This is a genomic window from Bacteroidota bacterium, assembly GCA_017303905.1.
GTDB lineage: Bacteria > Bacteroidota > Bacteroidia > B-17B0 > Aurantibacillaceae > JAHEYG01.
This window is the reverse complement of sequence record JAFLBH010000001.1, coordinates 1362089-1382797: the sequence shown is the minus strand read 5'-3', so window position 1 is coordinate 1382797 and position 20709 is coordinate 1362089. Positions and strand designations below refer to the sequence as shown.

General features: G+C 38.7%; 9 protein-coding genes. 2 read left to right on the top strand and 7 right to left on the bottom strand.

The features are described 5' to 3' along the window. Nucleotide 1: 1 nt before the first annotated feature. From J0L69_05795 to mutL, 7 genes are all read right to left on the bottom strand, one after another. Nucleotides 2-1318, bottom strand: coding sequence for an insulinase family protein (locus tag J0L69_05795; protein ID MBN8692688.1), 1317 nt, complete (start codon nucleotides 1316-1318; stop codon nucleotides 2-4). A gap of 100 nt (nucleotides 1319-1418) precedes the next feature. Beyond that, nucleotides 1419-3881, bottom strand: coding sequence for a carboxypeptidase-like regulatory domain-containing protein (locus J0L69_05790; protein MBN8692687.1), 2463 nt, complete (start codon nucleotides 3879-3881; stop codon nucleotides 1419-1421). Between the two features lie 94 nt (nucleotides 3882-3975). Then, on the bottom strand, nucleotides 3976-4707 hold the full coding sequence (locus tag J0L69_05785; protein MBN8692686.1) for a DUF4159 domain-containing protein: 732 nt from the start codon (nucleotides 4705-4707) through the stop codon (nucleotides 3976-3978). Beyond that, a complete protein-coding gene (locus J0L69_05780) occupies nucleotides 4667-6241 on the bottom strand; it encodes a PD40 domain-containing protein (GenBank protein MBN8692685.1) in 1575 nt (524 codons plus the stop codon). Before J0L69_05780 ends, J0L69_05785 begins: the two co-directional genes overlap by 41 nt. Nucleotides 6242-6283: 42 nt before the next feature. Beyond that, nucleotides 6284-7102 (bottom strand): rhomboid family intramembrane serine protease, encoded by an 819-nt coding sequence (locus J0L69_05775; GenBank protein ID MBN8692684.1) that lies wholly within the window; start codon nucleotides 7100-7102, stop codon nucleotides 6284-6286. After that, nucleotides 7102-7959, bottom strand: a complete 858-nt coding sequence (locus J0L69_05770; GenBank protein MBN8692683.1) for a rhomboid family intramembrane serine protease — start codon at nucleotides 7957-7959, stop codon at nucleotides 7102-7104. Before J0L69_05770 ends, J0L69_05775 begins: the two co-directional genes overlap by 1 nt. A gap of 2 nt (nucleotides 7960-7961) precedes the next feature. Then, a complete protein-coding gene (gene mutL, locus J0L69_05765; GenBank protein ID MBN8692682.1) occupies nucleotides 7962-9785 on the bottom strand; it encodes a DNA mismatch repair endonuclease MutL in 1824 nt (607 codons plus the stop codon). 267 nt (nucleotides 9786-10052) lie between these two features. On the opposite strand from mutL, the gene J0L69_05760 reads away from it, so the two are divergent. Both J0L69_05760 and J0L69_05755 read left to right on the top strand, forming a co-directional pair. Further along, a complete protein-coding gene (locus tag J0L69_05760) occupies nucleotides 10053-10520 on the top strand; it encodes a hypothetical protein (GenBank protein ID MBN8692681.1) in 468 nt (155 codons plus the stop codon). 31 nt (nucleotides 10521-10551) lie between these two features. Further along, the gene (locus tag J0L69_05755; protein MBN8692680.1) at nucleotides 10552-20706 is read left to right on the top strand and encodes a gliding motility-associated C-terminal domain-containing protein; all 10155 of its coding nucleotides are present in this window, start codon (nucleotides 10552-10554) and stop codon (nucleotides 20704-20706) included. Nucleotides 20707-20709 lie beyond the last annotated feature (3 nt).

The following is a 20709-nucleotide window of genomic DNA, read 5'->3' as shown; positions in this document are numbered from 1 at the left end:
ATTATTCCATTATAGGTTTGATATTAATAACTTTCAGTTTCTCGGGATTAAAATACGTTTGCGCGATAATTTTTAAATCATCTGCCTTTATCTTTTTATACGCCTCCATTTTAGCATTGTACTTAGTATAATCTTCATAATAATATTCGGCGAAACCCAATTCATAAGCAATACTGTTGTTCGAGTACTTGGCAAATGCTTCTTGTGCCTCCAAGTTTGAAATATAGTTATCGATTATTTCTTGCTCCGGACCATCCACTATAATGTCGTTAATTTCTTTATTAATAACCTTTTTCACTTTCGCATTTCCCATGGCGGCTTGCATTACCACATCAAATGTGGCGTAGTTATTATACATTCTAGATTCATCGGCTGAAGGAACAATCTGGTAAGCAAGATTCCCTTCACTTACTACGCTTGTATTTACTAATGAATTTGAATTACTAAATAATAATTCCGTTAATAAATTAAACGCATAATAGTCTTTATGTCCGAATGCCGGTGATGGAATGATATAAGAATAAATTTGCACCGGAAAATCCACCGACATTTCTTCCTTTTCAATAACGTGATTAAAAATATCCGGCTCCGGCTTTTTATCGTTTAACGGCAATTGTTTTTTGATGCTCCCAAAATGTTTTTTAGCATAAGCAAAAACATCTTCTGCTTTTACATTACCGGTAACAACAATGAAAGCATTATTAGGACTGTAATACTTATCATAGAAATCCTGACATTGTTTTGTTGTAAACGCTGTAATTTCATTTAGATTTCCAATCACATCAATTTGGTAAGGATGGTTCTTAGGATATAAATATTTGTATCGCTCCGACATCATTCGCTGATACCAATTATTCTGACCTAACCTCAACTCTTCACCAACGACTTCACGCTCGGTATCCAATACTTTTTGGTCTAAAATTAAATTCGCCATGCGATCGGCTTCCATTTCCAAAACCTTATCTACATGTTGCGATTGCACTTCTTGGTGATAAACTGTTCTGTCAAAAGTGGTATAGGCATTTACATTTCCTCCCATCTTTTCAATGAGTTTGATGTAAATATCACCTTCGCCGCTAAAATTCTTTGAACCTCTAAACATCATGTGTTCGAACATGTGAGCCATGCCGCGTACTCCATCCCACTCGTCTTTACTTCCAACACGATACCAAACTTCCACTTGTGCCATTTGATTGGTGTTTTTCTCACACACAATTACTTTTAATCCGTTATCCAATACAGTCGATTTTATTGGATAGTCGATTGCCTTTGCCTTCAAAGTCAATACTGTAATAATTAATAAAAATAGTTTTTTCATATTCTTCTTTTTGTCAGATCGAGCGTAGTCGAGACCTTATTTGTATTTTATTCACTTCTCAACTCCTCCCGATAGCTATCGGGACGAAGTGACACGTTAATTAAAATTCTGCGTCAATTCCTATTAAGAACCCGTGATTAAATTTACCGTATGGTCCGTAACCCAATGCATAATCAAAACGAATGATTTGCAATATTTTTTCGATACCAAAATTCAATTCGTAATACTGATCCATTTTATCATTAAATAAAACATGTCCGCCAACCACTTCTTGTATACGCGCCTTTTTTAGCAAAGGGATTTTATTAAAGATAAATCCGTTAAAGTGGTGTTCGCCATGCGCTTCGGCAAACCAATTTTTTGTACTATAGGTATAGTATGGCAATAATTTAAATGAACTCAAATAACTTTGGTTGGCCAATACCGTTTGATTACCATTAAAGTGTTTGTAATCCATAAAGTACATGGTTTTATTATTGAGGAAGTAACCCGCCATAGCGCGATATGAGAACGTTCCAAACAACCCTAACTGAATGTTATCATCCATTTGAATACTTGCTAAATCATAATCGGCTGAAGTATTTAAACCCGGTATTGCTTTTTTATACCCAATATTAATGCGCGGATATTTAGAACCGGAAATAACTTTACGATAAGGAACTGTATAATATTTTTGTTTAAAACGGATTCTGAAAACCAAATCAACCACCAAAGAATTGTTTACGGTAAAAGATGAGTCATCGGAAGTTATGTGCAAAGGATCGTTGCTGGTAAATAATTTCTCTGTGTTATCCTTGATTAATAAATCAGATGTGTTTCGTAATGGAGCGCGCTCTGCATATTCAATTGTTCCGTAAAAATAAAGACCATTAATTAATTCTCGTCTGTAATAAAGCTGCAAAGACGTTTTCTTATACAACTTCATGAAGTTATCGTTTAAGTACAAGGAGTAAATGGAGTTCATGGATTCCGAAATCGGATTAGAACCATTAAACTGATTTACCATTGATTGAGCATATACAGCAAACTGCTGAAACTTGCGCGGATCCTGCAAATAACTCCAGCCTACTTTTCCTCCCCACAACAAATTGGTAAATCCATAACGTATACTCGCAGAAATAGTATGATTCTTAAAGTTTTCGTATTCCTTTGAAAAATTAAAATTCATGCTGGCATTAACGCCTTCTACTGTGTTATATTGAACACCACTGGTAAGTAAGCCTGTAGTACTAAAATTAATTTTCTTAAATGTGTTCCGGTAATTATAACCGAGAATCAATGATTGAATTTTAAACTTATTAAACTGTTTATCAACCGAATCTTTGTACTGCTTTGATCCAGTAACTTTAGATATACTGTCTTTCTTTCTATAATCATCTATTTCTTCCTTTGTTAGAGGAATAGGACGGTTATCTTTCCAATAAGAAGTATCTTTCTTATTAGCATCATCTTCCACTTTTAAAATTTCATTTTTGAAAAACTTTTTAGGGAAGGTTGGATTAATCTCATAATCTGAAACGACTGCATTGTAATAACCGTTACCTCTGAAACCTAAAAACTTAAACTTAAATCCGAAATTAAAAGATACCGGCATCCATATACTATCACCGCGCACCGGAGCGTGTAATTGTTTTATTTCAAGTGTATCTACAAAATCTATTTTGGCATCCTTGGTTAAATACATATCGGCACTATGAATACGCCAGGTATTCTCAACTATGTAAATAACACCATGAAAACAAGGATCTGTTTTCCGTTTTGGAATCACTTCAATTTTATTAATCATCTTACCATCTTCGAACATAGTTCCAAGCAATTTATAGCGGTAGGATAAAAATGCGTTTTCGTTAATAGGTGAAATAAATGGTCGGTCGCTCAAGCCGTCAATCGAAACCAAATTTTCGTAAAAATTAAATTTCATATCGCTAAGCTGATTAAAACTAAACGCTTTGTTATCGCCGCTCACTTTACTGGAGTACATAATTTCTTTTTCGTCCGACGGTTTACGGTAATGGTACTTACTCTCGCTCTCACTTAAATATATAACACCGAGCATGGAGGAGTCGATAGGATTTTCGCCCATGGTGATTTTTAAAAGCTTACCAAGATTTTTTGGAATTTCATTTAAACGCTGCAAACCTTTAATGTAAGCGCGACAGGTATATGAATTGATTTGATTAAGGTAAAACTTTCTTTTCTTAATAGCTTGACGTATCACTTCGTAAGCCGGATCTTCACCAGCTTTAATCTGAACTTCTTTTAATTCGTAATTATCTGCCGGCAAAACAATGTTTAAAGTGAGATCGGAATTCATCTCCACAGTCTTGATTACTTTTTTGTAACCGATGGATTGAAAAATAATTTCGTAAGACCCTTTATTTAATCTTAAGGTGAATAATCCGTTGGCATTACTATTCGTGCCAATAGTAGTTCCTTTAATGATAACTGAAGCAAATGGCAATGCAGCGCCTTTCGAATCGGTAAGCTTACCGGAAAGTGTATAAGATTGAGCGTGCCCAATAACTACAGCAAAGAAAAATAAAATCTTAAAAAATTGGCGCATCCTACATACAACGTTTTAACCAAAGCTAAAGTTACAGCTTATCATAAATATATTTTGAGAAAATGGCTGACGGATTATTAACGACATGAGCGGGTTAATTCTTAAGCGTAAAGGCGTAAGAAATTATATTGGCGCCCATCTTGAGTGCTTTTTGTCGTGTTTCCTCACTATCCTTGTGCACTTCGAAACTTTCCCAACCATCACCCAAGTCACACTCCACATCATAAAAGCAAACGAGACGACCATTATAAATTAATCCAAATCCCTTTGGTGCTTTGTCGTCATGCTCATGAATTTTAGGAAGACCCTTATCAAAACTAAATTTCTGATGATAGATTGGGTGATTGAATGGTAATTCGATAAAATCCAATTCGGGAAATACTTTTTTCATTTGCGTACGCACGAATTGATCCATGCCGTAATTATCACTAATGTGTAAAAATCCACCGGCCAATAAATAATTACGTAAATTTTCAGCTTCCTGCGTTGAAAAAATAACATTGCCATGACCGGTCATGTGTACGAAGGGATAATTAAAAATTTCCTGACTTCCGACTTCCACGATGGCTTGTTCGGGATTTATGTTGGTTTTTAAATTCTCATTACAGAACTTAATTAAATTTGGTAAAGACGTCTCAAGATTTGAGTACCAGTCACCACCGCCATTATATTTCAGCAACGCAATTTGATAAGCATAAGGAGGGATTTTTACTGCAGGAGGATTGAAAGAAAAAACAGTAAAAGAATAAAAGAATAAAAGCGATATTTTAATTAACCTACCCAAGCTACTTTTTGGCCTTTCGCGTGAGGACGTAATTCTTATCATTTTTCTCAATTTCAATTTTTCCGATATCGGAAATAACCATCTCTTCGGTTAAAACTTCGTAGCCGATTGCATGAATAGACAATTTATACGTTCCCGCACCTAAAGCCACAACATATTTTCCTGTTTTAGAATTAGGCACAAAAGTAAACTCTTCGTTATTGGCAACGTTTTTTGCAATGATAGTTACAATCGTTGAAGTACGTTTATAAATAGTATCGCTTAACGAAATTTTTCCGGTAAAAATCCTAACGATTTGTTCGTTGTCGTTAAAACGAATTCGGTAAATATCTAAATCACCAAAACTTCCCGGTCTCCACGTGCTAATATAAGCGGCACGGTTATCGGAAGTAATACTAATGCTTCTATCATCCGTCGTTGAATTGATTGGAAAACCCAAATTCACAGCTTTACTCCAAGTATTGTTTTCCGGATTATAAGTTGATTTAAACAAATCATAACCACCCATGCTGTTATGTCCTTCAGATGCAAAATACAGCGTTAAACCATCCGGAGAAAGTGAAGGGAAATCCTCATTATAAGGTGTATTAATTTCATCCGGTAATTTGTAAGGCATACCCCATTTACCGTTTGGTAATTTACGGCATGAATAAATATCGTTTTTAGATTCTACTTTGTCGCGGCGCGCAAAAAAGATAACGTTACCATCCGGACCAAAACAACCGGATGTTTCAATTTTTTCATTAATCAATTCTGCATTTGGTAATGGTTTCCATTTCATGAAATCACCACCGGCATTTCTTTTCGATAGATACAAATCACCAAATTTTTCGATGTGATCTAAATAGACCATCATTTCAGAACCATCCGGCTTCATCCAAACAGCTTGTTCATCTAAAGCACCATTAATAATGTTTCCGGGATTTGTTGCTTTGGTCCATTTACCGGCTTCCACTTTACTAAACCAAATATCACTTGGATGATAGCCGTCAACCTCCACTTTCTTTCCGCCTATATTTTCTTTGCGACGTGAAGTAAACACCATAAATGTTTCATCAGAACTTACGAATGGATAATAATCCGGATCTTCAGAATTAATTTCCTTACCTAAATTCGTAAACGCAACATTTACCGGATTCTCCATAAAAATCTTCGCGTTGTTGCACATCTCTAAATTTCGTGCAACCTCTTCCACAAATTTTTTAGGAGCTAATTGCTTAAATTTATTAAATGCTATGATTGCATCATCTACCTTTCCTGCTTGGTGATAAGCGCGACCTAATTGAAACCAAGCCTCTTCATCACACTTGGGATCTTCAGTAATTGATTCCAAATGTTTGATCGCTTCGGTACGATTGTAATTGGTATTTAAATAACACATGGCCAGTTTAAACTGAACCTTGCGATTGTTTTTTTCTTTCTTTAAAATATCTCGATAAATTGGCAAAGCCATAATGTAATTGCCATGCTTATAATGCTCATCAGCATCTTCTACATCGGCCTTACCTTGCTGACTGAAAACAGAAAGTGAAAATCCAAATAAAACCAGAATGATATATAAAGTTCTCTTCCTCATAAAGGGGGTATTAAATTAGAAAAAAACTTTTAATATCAAAAGCTATTTTTTGTTGGATAGCTTAAATAATTCGTCTCTTTCCTGCTTGGTTAAGCTGTCGTATCCACTTTTAGAAATCTTATCTAAAAGTTTGTTGAGCGCTGCTTCATCGGATTGTCCTGATTTCGTGCTAGTTTGCTGAGACCGATGCACAACTTTTAGATTTTTATTGCTCCTTTTGAAGACAGAAAGATTGAATAAATCGTTGCCTTTTTTTAGAGAATATCCATAAAACAAGCCAAATAAAGCACCGCCGATGTGAGAAATTTTTCCGCCGGTATTAATCGAAAAATCAATTAAAGTGCTTAAGACAAATACGATAATTGCGAAGTACTTATACGGAATTTCTATCAGCATAAACACATTAACCGGCAAGTTAGGGGCGTAAATGGCAACCACTGCAACAACTCCCATGACAGCGGCTGAGGCACCAATTAGAATATGTCCAAATAACGCTTCGGGTGCCAAGAAACCTAAAAGCATAAAGATTAATCCGCCGGCTAAACCGCTCATTATATAAACATATATAAGCCTTTTTTCGCCAAGGATGGAATAAAAAATTTGTCCGGAAAAGAATAATAAGATCAAATTATACACAACATGCATCAAGCCTTCATGAGTAAACATATAAGTGAATAAAGTCCAGAATTTATAGATAAACTCCTCGGCAATTGCGTTAAGTCCTAAATAAGGGAGCAGATTAATGTGCGCAATGTGTATACCTAAATTTACAGTGAGAAAAATAGCGACATTCAGTACAATTAGTACCGTTAATTTACTCTGCTGTTCGAAGGTGCTTTTTATGTTGCTCCAAAAAGTCATTAATAAAAGTGGTTACGGTTCTTTTTCCAAATCATGATCATAATGAAACCAAATAACATTCCGCCTAAATGTGCAAAATGGGCTACGTTGTCGCCAGGATTATTAGATATTCCCCTAAACAGTTCCATAGCACCATATCCTATTACAAACCACTTAGCTTTAACAGGAAAAATAAAGTAAAGACTTATCATCGTATTCGGGAATAACATACCAAAAGCTATCAAAATTCCGAAAAGAGAACCTGATGCTCCGATTACAACATGAGAATTCAAATATTGGTGTTTGAAATCAATTAAAAACTGAGAGGCTAAACTCAAAGCTTTAGCCGGATTATCCTGTAGAGCTATATTATACTCGCGGGCAAATGCATCATACTGAAACATGAACTCATATGAGAATTTACTTTGAAAACTTGATGTATTAACCAACTCTTCGAAAGTATTAACCGTTAAATTGCTCTGCACCAAATTTAAAGTATCCAGAAAGGGTGCCATTTGAAGATAAAAAACAAGGTATTGAATTAATCCGGCGCCAAATCCTGTAATTAAATAATAAATCAAAAAACGTTTTTGTCCCCATACATTTTCAAGAATTGAACCAAACATCCACACCGCGAACATATTAAAGAACAAGTGCGCTAAATTACCGTGCATAAATAAATAAGTAACGAATTGATAAGGTTTGAAATCGGGCGCGGTGATGAAATGCAATCCAAGTATCTTAACCAAATCAATTCCTAAACTCTCACGAAAAACCTGAGTGGCAATAAACATTAAAATATTAATGAAAAGCAGATTTTTTATGACAGGCGGAAGCGTATTAAAACTACGCGGCCTGAATTCTTGAGAATAAATCATAATTACCGTTTAAAAAACTTTTCAATTTCTTCCTTTTCAACTTCCATCATCACCGGTTTTCCATTAGGACTGTACAAAGGTTCGTTACAATTCAACAGATGTGAAATGATGGTTTGCATTTCTGTATCGTCAAGAAACTTTCCGTATTTAATGCACGTGTTTTTTGCTAAAGCGCGGCATAAATTATCGTGCATGTCAATTTTTTTATCGAGCAAATTAAGCTTGTAACTTTCTAAAATACCTTCAATCATTTGTTGGGCATTTAGCTCGCCTAATTCTGCCGGCGTTCCGTTAATGACAATATTGTTTTTCCCGAATGGCTCCAAATCGAAACCCAAAACATTAAACTCAGATTTTAATCCTTGTATTAAAACAAAATCGTTATTACTTAACTCCATGTGAATAGGAAACAACATTTGTTGAACGGAGTTAGGATTTTGTTCTTTAATATTCAGGAAATGCTCGTATAAAATGCGTTCGTGCGCTCTTTGTTGATCAATCAACACAGCGTTTTGTCCGAATGATGTTACAATATATTTACCCGACAACTGAAACGCTTTATAGATTACTGTTTCATTATTCAATTCGGCCGTTTCATTGCTAAATGTGGTTTGTTCGGGTAACTCTTCATTTGAATTTTTAAATCCGTCGTACAAGGCTTCCCAATTTTTTTTATTGGAAGTATTTACAGATGAATTACCACCGGAAAAGGATTTTGTTTTAAATGGATTATAGTCCGGATTAACACTCACGGTTGGTTGCGTAATTGTTTTGTTATGTGTTGGCGCATCGAGATTAAAACTCATCTCCGCTTCAAAATCCAAACTTGGTCCTACATTCGCTTTACCCAAGGCACGTTTCACTGAACTGTGTAATAAAGCATAAATAGTTTTATCGTCGATAAATTTAATTTCTGTTTTTGTAGGATGAATATTTACATCAATTGTTTTAGGATCTACCTCTAAAAAAATATAATACGTCGGGTGAGCATCACTTGCAATTAACTCGCGGTAAGCTTCATAAACTGCATGGTTTAAATACGGACTTTTTATAAATCGGTTATTTACAAAAAAGTATTGTTCGCCTCTTTTCTTTTTGGCTGTTTCCGGTTTTCCAACATAGCCCGAAATTTTCACCACATCTGTACTTTGCTCAATTGGAACTAACTTTTGATTGAGATTATGACTAAATAATCCCATGATGCGTTGAATTAAACCTGCAGCCGGTAAATTAAACAACTCATTATTATTACTGTATAATATAAAATGAATGTTGTAATGTGGTAGCGCAACACGTTCAAATTCTTCAATGATATGACGGAGTTCGGTGCTATCTTCCTTTAAAAAATTTCGTCGTGCCGGAATATTAAAAAACAAATTCTTAATGCTGAATGAAGTACCAACCGGCGCCTGACATTCACTTTGCTGAACAAATTTTCCGCCGTCGATTTCGATTAACTGCGCAACAGCATCCAGTTGTTGGCGGGTTTTAAGTTCAACTTGAGCAACAGCAGCAATACTAGCCAAGGCTTCACCTCTAAATCCTTTAGTATGAATATTAAAAAGGTCATCAGCATTCTTAATTTTAGACGTAGCATGCCGCTCAAAACATAAACGCGCATCAAAAGGACTCATTCCCTTTCCGTTATCAATAACCTGAATAAGGCTTTTACCGGCATCTTTTACAATGAGTTTTATTTGGGTAGCACCGGCATCTATGGCATTTTCGAGCAATTCCTTAACCACCGAAGCCGGTCGTTGCACGACCTCACCGGCTGCAATCTGATTAGCTACATGATCGGGTAAAAGGGAAATAATATTGCTCATAAACCGCAAATGTACAATTAAAATAACGCTAAGTTTTTAGACATTATACGAATTAAAATTTATTGGCTAAACCTATCTTTTAGACCCCGACGCAACAAATCAACCTTTATATGGTACACTTCCCTAATTTATTCTGGTTCTAAAAACAACCTATGCACCTAAATATCAGTAATTTGTAATTCAGGCAATTTATTTAATACTTTACTTCCCTTGTTTAATTTTTTTATTAACAAAAAAATGTTAATTTTTGCATTCTATTTTTTAAATATGAAGAAGTTAGTGCAGTTTTTTACAACCGGTTTTTTTCTGGTTTTTGCTTTTAACCTTAAATCTCAGGATGCTTCTATTCTGAAATCATTTATAAACGAGAATGACATTGCCATTCGAAGTGTTCAAAAGCACGGTATTAATTTAACTGACGTAGCTGCAGAAACAACAATTAAGGAATTGTTAATGCTTCAAATAGCTTCGGTTGCGTCGTTCGAAACCGATCCTAAAAAAAGTGCCGATTTAGCGTTTGCAATAAGAAAAAAATGTACAGACTTTCTAAAAACTAATTCAAAAACATCTCTTGAATATTTGATTTTTACTGAGAAAGAAAGAAAATTCTTCCAATCTCCACAACCTATTAACGAAGCGGATACTTACCTGAGCAATACTGAAAATCAAAAAGTAAAAGCACTTAACACAAAAGACCCACACCTTTTTGACAATCTTGAAACTCGCCTAAAATAAAAGCATTTATTTCATTTAAATCATAGTCGCTATGAATCGTTTTTTTAAGTTTTATTTTTTATTTTTTGTGTTGCTTCTTTTGCTTCCAAAATTTGGAGCTTCTCAATGTATTAACCCAAGTATTAACGCTCAAGTTGCAACCGGTCCGTCAACCACCGTTTGCTCGGGCAACTGTGCTAACTTAACAGCCAGCGTTGTGGCGCCGGGTAATGCTACTACCAGTTATTCTGTTGCCTCGGTAAGTTATTCAACCCATCCTTATGTTGGAGGTTCCAACGTTTTTGCAACGTCTTCTGATGATTTGTGGAGTGATTCTATCAGTATTGGTTTTGACTTCTGTTTTTACGGACAAACCTATAAAAAATTATGTGTTGGATCGAATGGAGAAATTACTTTTGATCTTTCCCGAGCTAATACGTTTGAATCATGGGTTACAACCCAAATTCTCCCGAATCTTGTTGAGCATCCTGGTAGAACGATTTGTGGTGCTTATCGCGATTATGATCCATTTCCGGGAGGAGTTGTTCGTACTTATACGACAGGTGTTGCGCCATGCCGCGCTTTCGTTGTTTATTGGAGTGGTGTCACTTTATTTTCATGCGGATCTCCGGTTTCTTCTTTTCAGATTGCTCTTTATGAAGGTTCTAATCAAATAGCTGTAAACATTGTAAACAGTACCGCGTGTATGTCATGGAATAATGGTCGCGGATTAATTGGTATTCAAAACGCCAATGCTACAGTATTTACTGCACCACCTACTCGTAATACATTAACTGCATGGACCGCTATTAACGAATCATGGCGATTTGTTCCAACAGCTGCACCAAGCTTTAGCGTTAACTGGGCAGGCCCCGGTGGATTCACCGCATCCGGATTAACAGCCGCGCCATGTCCGACCACTACCAGTACCTATACTGCATCATTAAATTATTGCGGAGGAACAAGAACATCAACTGTTCAAGTAGTGGTTGGGAATCCTACTGTTACTGCATCTGCTTCTTCCAGTACTTTTTGTGCTCCAGGATCTGTAACATTAACCGGTTCAGGTGCCACATCCTATACATGGCAGACTCCATCCGGAAACTTTACGGGTTCAACTTTAGCGGTTTCACCTACAGTAAGCACAACTTATACTTTATTCGGATTAAGCGGAGCTTGTACAGCATCAACAACCATTGGTATAACGGTCGGCACAGCCCCTACTATTAATGCGTTTAATCTTTCGGGAACAATTTGTCCGGGCAACTCTGCAAACGCAGTCGCCACCGGTGCATTAACTTATACGTGGAATCCCGGCGGAATAGCGGGAGGTGTAGTTGCATTGAGTCCTACGACAACCACGACCTATACGATTCTCGGTTCAACCGGTGGATGTATAGGACAAACCACATTAACCATTCCGGTTGGACCAACACCAACGATTACAGCATTGAGTTCTCCAACCTCAATTTGCGTTGGCGGAAGCGCCACCTTAACAGCTTCCGGCGCATCAACCTATACATGGAATCCCGGTGCATTAACAGGTAGCGCAGTGGTAGTTTCTCCATCATCAACCACCACATATACAGTAATTGGATCGAACACTTTATCCTGTACCGGAACACGCACACTTCAGTTAGTAGTCAACACAACTCCAACTGTTAACGCCACAAGTAGTCCAACTGCCATTTGCGTTGGAAGTACGGCAACATTATCCGCAACAGGCGCTACTACTTATACTTGGATGCCGGGTTCTTTAACCGGTGCTAACGTTTCAGTTTCGCCAACTGTAACAACGGTATATACCGTTACAGGATCTAATGGATCGTGTACTAATACGCGTACTATTTCTCTAACGGTTAACAGCACTCCTACAGTTACAGCTTCTGTTTCTCCAACAGTAATTTGTGCAGGAAGCAGCGCTACTTTATCGGCATCAGGCGCAACCACCTATACATGGATGCCGGGTTCTTTAACCGGTGCTAACGTATCTGTTTCGCCAACTATTACCACAACTTATTCAGTAACCGGATCAAATGGCGGTTGTACAAATACCAGAACTGTAACCTTATTAGTAAATCCGACACCAACAATTAATGCTACAGCTACGCCAACATCAATTTGTTCAGGTAGTGGTGCTACAGTTGCGTTGAGTGCATCTGGCGCATCAACCTATACCTGGAACCCAGGAGGATTAACAGGATCGGCCGTAACAGTTACACCGGGTGTAACAACAACATATACAGTTAACGGAACAAGTGCTGCAGGTTGTTCATCAAGTCGCACTATAACCGTAAACGTAGTAACAACACCTACCGTAGCTGCTTCTGCCAGCTCATTAATTATTTGTAGCGGCAACTCAACCACTTTAAGTGCGAGTGGAGCTACAACTTATACATGGAATCCCGGCTCTTTAACAGGTGCCAACGTTTCTGTTTCTCCGGCATCTACAACAACTTATACTTTAACAGGAGCTAACGGTTCTTGTACTGATACAGAAACAATAACTATTACTGTTAATCCATCACCAACAGTTATTGCGACTGCCTCTCCAACTTCAATCTGTTCAGGAGCTTCTTCTACCTTATCTGCAAGTGGTGCTACAAGCTATACTTGGATGCCGGGTTCTTTAACCACTTCTTCCATTGTTGTGAATCCTACTTCAACAACAGTATATTCTGTAACCGGATCCAGTGGTAGTTGTTCGGTTACACGCACTGTTAATCTAACGGTTAACACCACTCCTACCGTTAACGTAAGCAGTACCGCAACAACAGTTTGTAGTGGAAATAACGCTACCCTAACAGCAACAGGTGCAACTACATATACATGGATGCCGGGCTCTCTAACAGGAAGCGCAGTTGTTGTTTCTCCGGCAGTACCTACAACATATACAGTTACCGGCGCCAATGGAACTTGTATTGATACAGAAACTATTTCAGTAACGGTTGGCAGCACTCCTACATTAGTAGCAAGCGCCAGCTCATCCAGCATTTGTTCCGGCAACTCAAGTACCTTAACGGTAACTGGAGCAACTTCTTATACATGGAATCCAGGCTCTTTAACCGGTGGTACTATAACAGTAAGTCCAACAACTACTACTTCTTATACAGTAACCGGATTAACCGGTTCATGTTCTAATACAGCTGTTGTGACTGTAACAGTTACTACAACTCCTACCATAACAGCTACTTCATCGCCTACAGCTATATGTTCGGGTCAAACCGCAACACTTTCTTCAAGCGGCGCAACAACTTATACTTGGAATCCGGGAGGATTAAGCGGAGCCACAACAACAGTGAGTCCATCTTCAACAACTGTTTATACAGTTACCGGCGCGAATGGTTCTTGTACCAACACAAGAACTGTTTCTCTTACCGTAAACACAACTCCTACAGTTTTAGCATCAGCTTCTTCGAATACAATCTGCGCCGGCCAATCTGTTTCATTAACTGCAACAGGCGCTACAACATATACTTGGAATCCGGGTGCATTAACTGGTTCTCTAACGGTTGTGAACCCTACCCTAACAACTACTTATACTGTTACAGGTACGAGCGGAAGCTGTTCAGGAACCAATACGATCACAATTACAGTTAACCCACGACCAACAATAACAGCTACCGCTTCTCCTTCCGGAATTTGCTTAGGAGTCACAACAACATTGACTGCCTCAGGTGCTGTTTCCTATACTTGGAATCCTGGTACAATATTAACGAATCCGGCAGTTGTGAGTCCGGGTGCAACTACCACCTACTCTGTAAGAGGTGTTGACGCATTAGGCTGTTCAAATAATACAACATTAACTGTAACTGTTAGTCCGACACCTACCGTTAACATCACTGCTTCTTCATCATCGATATGCGTTGGAAGTACTTCATCGTTAACTGCAAGCGGCGCCACAACCTATTCATGGATGCCGGGAAGTTTAACCGGAAGTTTAGTAGCCGTATCGCCTACAATCACCACAACTTATACAGTTACCGGAGATAACACAGGATGTACTTCAACTAATACGATTACTATTACAGTAAATAACAATCCTACTGTTACAGCTTCTGCATCACCAACAAATATTTGTTCAGGCACAAGTTCAACTTTAAGCGCGAGCGGTGCAACTTCGTACACTTGGATGCCAGGATCTTTATCTGGCGGAACAGTTACAGTAACTCCGGCATCAACTACTATTTACACTGTAACCGGCTTTAACGGATTCTGTAGTTCTAACACAACAGTTAATTTAGTGGTAACAACCACACCAACAATTTCCGCTGCAAGTTCACCAACCGCAGTTTGTGCAGGAAATTCAGCAACACTAACAGTTACCGGCGCTACCACTTATACTTGGTTACCTGGAAATGTAACCGGAGGCACTATTGTAGTTACCCCAACCGCTACAACAATATATACTGTAACAGGAGCCAACGGAAATTGTACCAATACAAATACGGTTTCTTTAACAGTTAATCCAAACCCAACTTTGGTTGCCACTTCCAGTTCAACTGCAATTTGTTCAGGACAAAGCGCTACGCTTTCTGCTAGTGGTGCAACCAGCTACACTTGGAATCCTGGAGGTTTCACAACATCAAGCGTTGTTGTGAGTCCTACTTCAAACACAACATATACTTTAATAGGAACAAATGGAACTTGTTCATCAAGCACTACGCTTTCATTAATTGTAAATCCTACTCCAACCGTTACAGCTTCTGGAAGTCCGACTTTGATTTGCGGAACAGGTACAGCAACATTAACTGCATCAGGGGCTGCATCATATACTTGGAATCCGGGCGGATTAAATGGCTCAACTGTAACAGTTACTCCTGGTACGACCACTACCTATACTGTTAGAGGTGCCATCGGAACTTGTAGCAACACGCGCACATTAACTGTAACTGTGGCTCCAATTCCAACAATAAACATTGCAGCTACTTCAACAGCTGTTTGCTCTGGCAACTCTGCAACCTTAACAGGAAGCGGTGCTACCACTTATACATGGATGCCGGGTTCATTAACCACATCGAGTATAGTTATTACACCAACTACAAACACAACCTATACCTTAACAGGTTCTAATGGCTCTTGTGTAGGAACTAACACCATTGATATTACTGTATTTACAGGGCCTACCGTGTTAGCAAGCGCAAGCAGAACGAATATTTGTATTGGAGACACTATTACGCTGAGTGCTGTGGGCGCATCATCATACACATGGAATCCGGGCAACTTAACTACAAATCCTGTGGTTGTAACTCCTACAGGTAACACAACATATACAGTAACCGGCAGTAACGGAATCTGTAGTTCAACGGGAACGGTTTCAATTATTGCAAACCCTACTCCAACTCTATTCGCAACCAGTACACCAACTGCTCTTTGTATTGGAAACAGTGCTACCTTAACTGCGTTTGGTGCTACTAATTATACTTGGATACCGGGAGGTTCTACCAGCTCAACTGTTGTTGTGACTCCTACTGTATCTACTACTTATACATTAACCGGTGCTAACGGTGCTTGTGCAGTTACTCGTACAATTACCCTAAACGTTAATCCTAATCCAACCATAACGGTTAGTAGCCCTACTACAACAATCTGTCGCTTCACTACAACTACCCTTACAGCTAACGGTGCTTCATCATATACCTGGATGCCGGGAAGTTTAACAGGTTCTGCTGTTGCAGTTTCTCCAACAGTAACAACTATATATACAGTTACCGGAACTTCTGCCGCGGGATGTAGCGCAACAAGAACATATACTATAAATGTTATTGCAGGTCCAAACTTTAACGCTGTTGCTAATCCAACTGCAATGTGTAGTGGTTCAACTGCCACTTTAGTTGCATTCGCATTCGGACCACCTTTAAGTTATACCTGGATGCCGCCGGCAGTTACAGGAAACACAGTGATTGTTTCTCCAAGTGTTACTACGGTTTATTCTGTTACTGCAGCTAACGGTGCAGGATGTACTACAACACGCACTGTTAATTTAATCGTTAACACAACTCCTACAGTGGTAGCTTCTACTTCTTCTAGCACCTTATGTTCAGGAACATCAGCTACCTTAACTGCTACCGGCGCAACGAACTATACTTGGACACCAGGACCACTAACAGGAGGAACTGTTGTTGTTACTCCAACAACAAGTACAACCTATACTGTTCGCGGAGCGAATGGAAATTGCTTTAATACGCAAACAATTAGTATTACTGTTTTACCTTCGCCTACTATTACTGCGATTGCTTCTCCTACAACAATTTGTGCAGGAGGTCAAACAACATTATCCGCAAGTGGCGCTACAACATATACATGGATGCCTGGTTCATTAACTGGAGCTACAGTTGTTGCCAGTCCTACCGCTACAACTATCTATACGGTGACCGGAAACAACGGCGGCTTATGTAATGCTACCCGAACCGTACTTTTAAACGTAAACACCCCAACTATAAATGCAACTGCTACTCCAACTACTATTTGTAGCGGCAGCACAGCAACACTTACAGCAAGCGGTGCTTTAACATATACATGGATGCCGATTGCTACAACAGGAAGTAACGCGATAGTTAGTCCGAGCACCACAACAACTTATACCGTAAGTGGAATTAACGCCGCGGGTTGTATTGGTACAAAAACAGTAACTGTTAATGTAACCACAACTCCTACTGTTACTGTTGCAAGTTCATCAAGTACAATATGTGGTGGAACATCTGCTACTCTAACGGCAACCGGTGCTACTACTTACACATGGCAGCCCGGTGCATTATCTGGCGGAACAGTTGTAGTAACCCCAAGTGTGAATACTACTTATACTGTTTCAGGAGCTAATGGATCTTGTACAAATACAAGAACAATTAGCATAACTGTTCTTCCATCTCCAACGATCAATGCAACGGCAAGCCCAACAATATTATGTGCCGGCGGATTAACAACTTTAACGGCTACAGGAGCTACTTCCTATACTTGGATGCCAATGGCGGTTACCGGAGGAACAGTAGTTGCCTCTCCTACCGTTACAACAATTTATACAGTAACCGGAACAAATGGAGGCATTTGCGCAGGAACAAGAACCGTACTGGTTAATGTAAATACACCGACAATTACAGCTATTGCATCTCCAACTTCAATTTGTATTGGCGGAACGGCAACACTTACCGCGTCTGGTGCTAACACTTATACCTGGTTACCAATTGCAACAACAGGAAGTACTGCAGTGGTGAATCCTACTGTTACAACTACCTATACAATTGCAGGTACAAATACTTTAGGTTGTACAGGAGCAGGAACAATCACTCTTAACGTATTAAACATCCCAACTGTATCAGCTGTTGGTTCAGCTACAGCAGTTTGTGCCGGAAGCTCGGCTACCTTAACAGGAAACGGCGCTACCACTTATACATGGATGCCTGGTACCTTAACAGGAACATCAGTTGTTGTTACACCAACTTCTACAACTATTTATACTGTAACAGGAAGTAATGGCGCTTGTACAAACACAGGAACTGTTTCTCTAACGGTTAACACCTTACCTACAGTTACGGCAGTTAGTTCACCAACTGCAATTTGTAGTGGCGCTTCAGCTACCTTAACCGGATCAGGTGCTTTAACTTATTCGTGGATGCCTGGCTCATTAACAGGAACAACAGTTGTTGTAAATCCAACTTTAACTACAACTTATACGATAAGTGGTACTGACGTAAATGGTTGTTCAAATTCAGGAACCCTATCACTTGTGGTTAATACACCTACAATTACAGCAAGCGCAACGCCTACTTCAATTTGTGTTGTAGGAAACGTAACATTGACTGCAAATGGCGCATCAACGTATACATGGAATCCTGGTGCACTTAGCGGTTCTACAACTGTAGTATCTCCAACTGTAACTACAACTTATACTGTTGATGGTACAAATTCATTTGGATGTACATCTAATGCGATAATTACAGTTAGCGTATTAACTAACCCAACTGTTACCGCTGTAGCTTCAAGCAATACATTGTGTAGCGGATACAGTGCTACGTTGACATCTGCAGGCGCATTGTCTTACACTTGGATTCCCGGAGGATTAACAGGAGCTACTGTAGTTGTTACGCCAACAACAACCACTACTTATTCTGTAATCGGTGTAAATGGAAGTTGTTCGCCTGACACTGCATTTGTAACAATCAATGTTTCTCCAAGTCCTGCTGGCGTAGTAGCAAGCAGCACCGGTACAATTACTTGCTTAACAACTACCGCAAGTTTAACCGGAGTTTCCACTTCTACGAACATTAGCTACTTCTGGAACGGCCCTGCTTCATATACGTCTAACGTGCAAAATCCAACCGGAATTACTGCAGGTGGCGTTTATACTTTATCTGTAACCGATTTATCTAACGGTTGTATAACTACAGCAACTACATCAGTTGCTACTAACACAGCTGGTCCAACTTTAACATTAACTTCAACGGGAACAATCACCTGTTTAAGTAATACAGTTACAATTGCAGTTACTTCAACTGTGAGTGGTGTAACCTATACCTGGACCGGCCCATCAAGCTTTACTTCAAACGCGACTAGCTTCACAGTAACAACAGGTGGTTGGTATTATGTAAACGCATTTGATCCATTATCAGGTTGTACCAAATTAGATTCGGTAGCAGCTATTACAGATACGTTTGTACCTGTTACTGCAACTATCACTCCTGCAACTTGTACCGGCTCTGTAACCAACAACGATGGAACAATAACTTTAGGAAACTTTGTAATCACGGATAAATATGATTTTGTTGCAGGTGTTACATATACAGGAACCGCAAGTTATGCAACTGCAACAGTTATACCTGTATCCGGAATTATTACAAATACATTATCGAATCCATTAGTAAACACACCGTATACAATAAGAATATTTGGCATTAACGGATGCTTCAAAGACACTACATTAGTATTAATTCCAATTGATTGCTCAGTAAACAACTCATTAGGAATTGCTAAAGCTGTAAGCTCAACTACCTTAAACGCGAATGGTTCTTACGACGTAGCTTATAAAGTAGTAGTGAAGAACACCGGGTTTTCTCAATTAAACAATGTATTATTGACTGAGAATTTAAGTGCTACCTTCCCCGCACCGACTGCATTCTCCGTAGTTTCGGCACCGGTAATTACAAGCACAGGTTCGAGTTTAACAATAGACCCTGCATTTAACGGATCTACTTCAACAGCCTTAACAAATACATTGACCAGTGTATTACCAATCGGACAAACAGACACAATTGTGTTTACTGTTAATGTGATTCCAAATGGCGTATTCGGAACATTTAACAACAGTGTTCTAGGTGCGGCTGTTGGTGGAACAGCTTCAACAATTGTTACAGACTCATCTCAAGTTGGATTAGATACAGATCCTGACTTAGACGGAGATCCTACTAACAACAACGTTCCTACTCCTTTAAACTTAGCTCCATTCCAATTCTTTGGATTAACAAAAGAAGGAAGTTTAAATGGTCCGTTAGGCGATGGCAGTTACGATATTACTTACACAATTACTGTTCATAATCTAGGAAACGATACATTGAAGAATGTTGTAGTGAAGGATAGTTTATTCGGAACCACTATTAAAAATCCTGCTACTTACACAATCAAGAGTGGTCCAACTGCATCAGGTAGCTTAACTGCCAACAGTGCTTACAACGGAAACTCAGATGCGAATCTGATCATACCGGCAAGCAGCGTAATGGCACCTGGCACAACAAGTAACATTATCTTCACAATTAATGTATTCCCTGATACTGTGACCGTAATCAGTAACTACGCCATCGGATCCGCACTTGGCAGTAATTCGGTAGCCGTTAGTGACACTTCTAATTCAGGCAACAATCCTGACACGAATAGTAATGGTGTTTGGAACGAGCCGGTTGACAATAAACCAACCGTATTAATTATTGAAGATACTGAGTTATTCATCCCTGAAGGTTTCACACCGGATGACGATGGTAAAAACGACTTATTCGTTATTAAAGGTTTAAAAGGTAAGGAAGCCACCTTAACCGTATTTAACCGTTGGGGTAATAAAGTTTACGTAAAAGATAATTATGATAATACATGGAACGGTACGCCAAACGTTAACGGAACTTTAGGCAATCAAAAATTACCTCAAGGAACTTACTATTACATTCTTGAGTTCAAGAATGGTGACATAAAACCTGTCAATGGATTTGTTGTATTACAGTATTAATAA

What these genes read in the sequence shown, in the direction of transcription:
- J0L69_05795 (MBN8692688.1), bottom strand. Translation starts at nt 1,318, where the DNA reads ATGAAAAAACTATTTTTATTAATTATTACAGTATTGACTTTGAAGGCA.
- J0L69_05790 (MBN8692687.1), bottom strand. Translation starts at nt 3,881, where the DNA reads ATGCGCCAATTTTTTAAGATTTTATTTTTCTTTGCTGTAGTTATTGGG.
- J0L69_05785 (MBN8692686.1), bottom strand. Translation starts at nt 4,707, where the DNA reads ATGATAAGAATTACGTCCTCACGCGAAAGGCCAAAAAGTAGCTTGGGT.
- J0L69_05780 (MBN8692685.1), bottom strand. Translation starts at nt 6,241, where the DNA reads ATGAGGAAGAGAACTTTATATATCATTCTGGTTTTATTTGGATTTTCA.
- J0L69_05775 (MBN8692684.1), bottom strand. Translation starts at nt 7,102, where the DNA reads ATGACTTTTTGGAGCAACATAAAAAGCACCTTCGAACAGCAGAGTAAA.
- J0L69_05770 (MBN8692683.1), bottom strand. Translation starts at nt 7,959, where the DNA reads ATGATTTATTCTCAAGAATTCAGGCCGCGTAGTTTTAATACGCTTCCG.
- mutL (MBN8692682.1), bottom strand. Translation starts at nt 9,785, where the DNA reads ATGAGCAATATTATTTCCCTTTTACCCGATCATGTAGCTAATCAGATT.
- J0L69_05760 (MBN8692681.1), top strand. Translation starts at nt 10,053, where the DNA reads ATGAAGAAGTTAGTGCAGTTTTTTACAACCGGTTTTTTTCTGGTTTTT.
- J0L69_05755 (MBN8692680.1), top strand. Translation starts at nt 10,552, where the DNA reads ATGAATCGTTTTTTTAAGTTTTATTTTTTATTTTTTGTGTTGCTTCTT.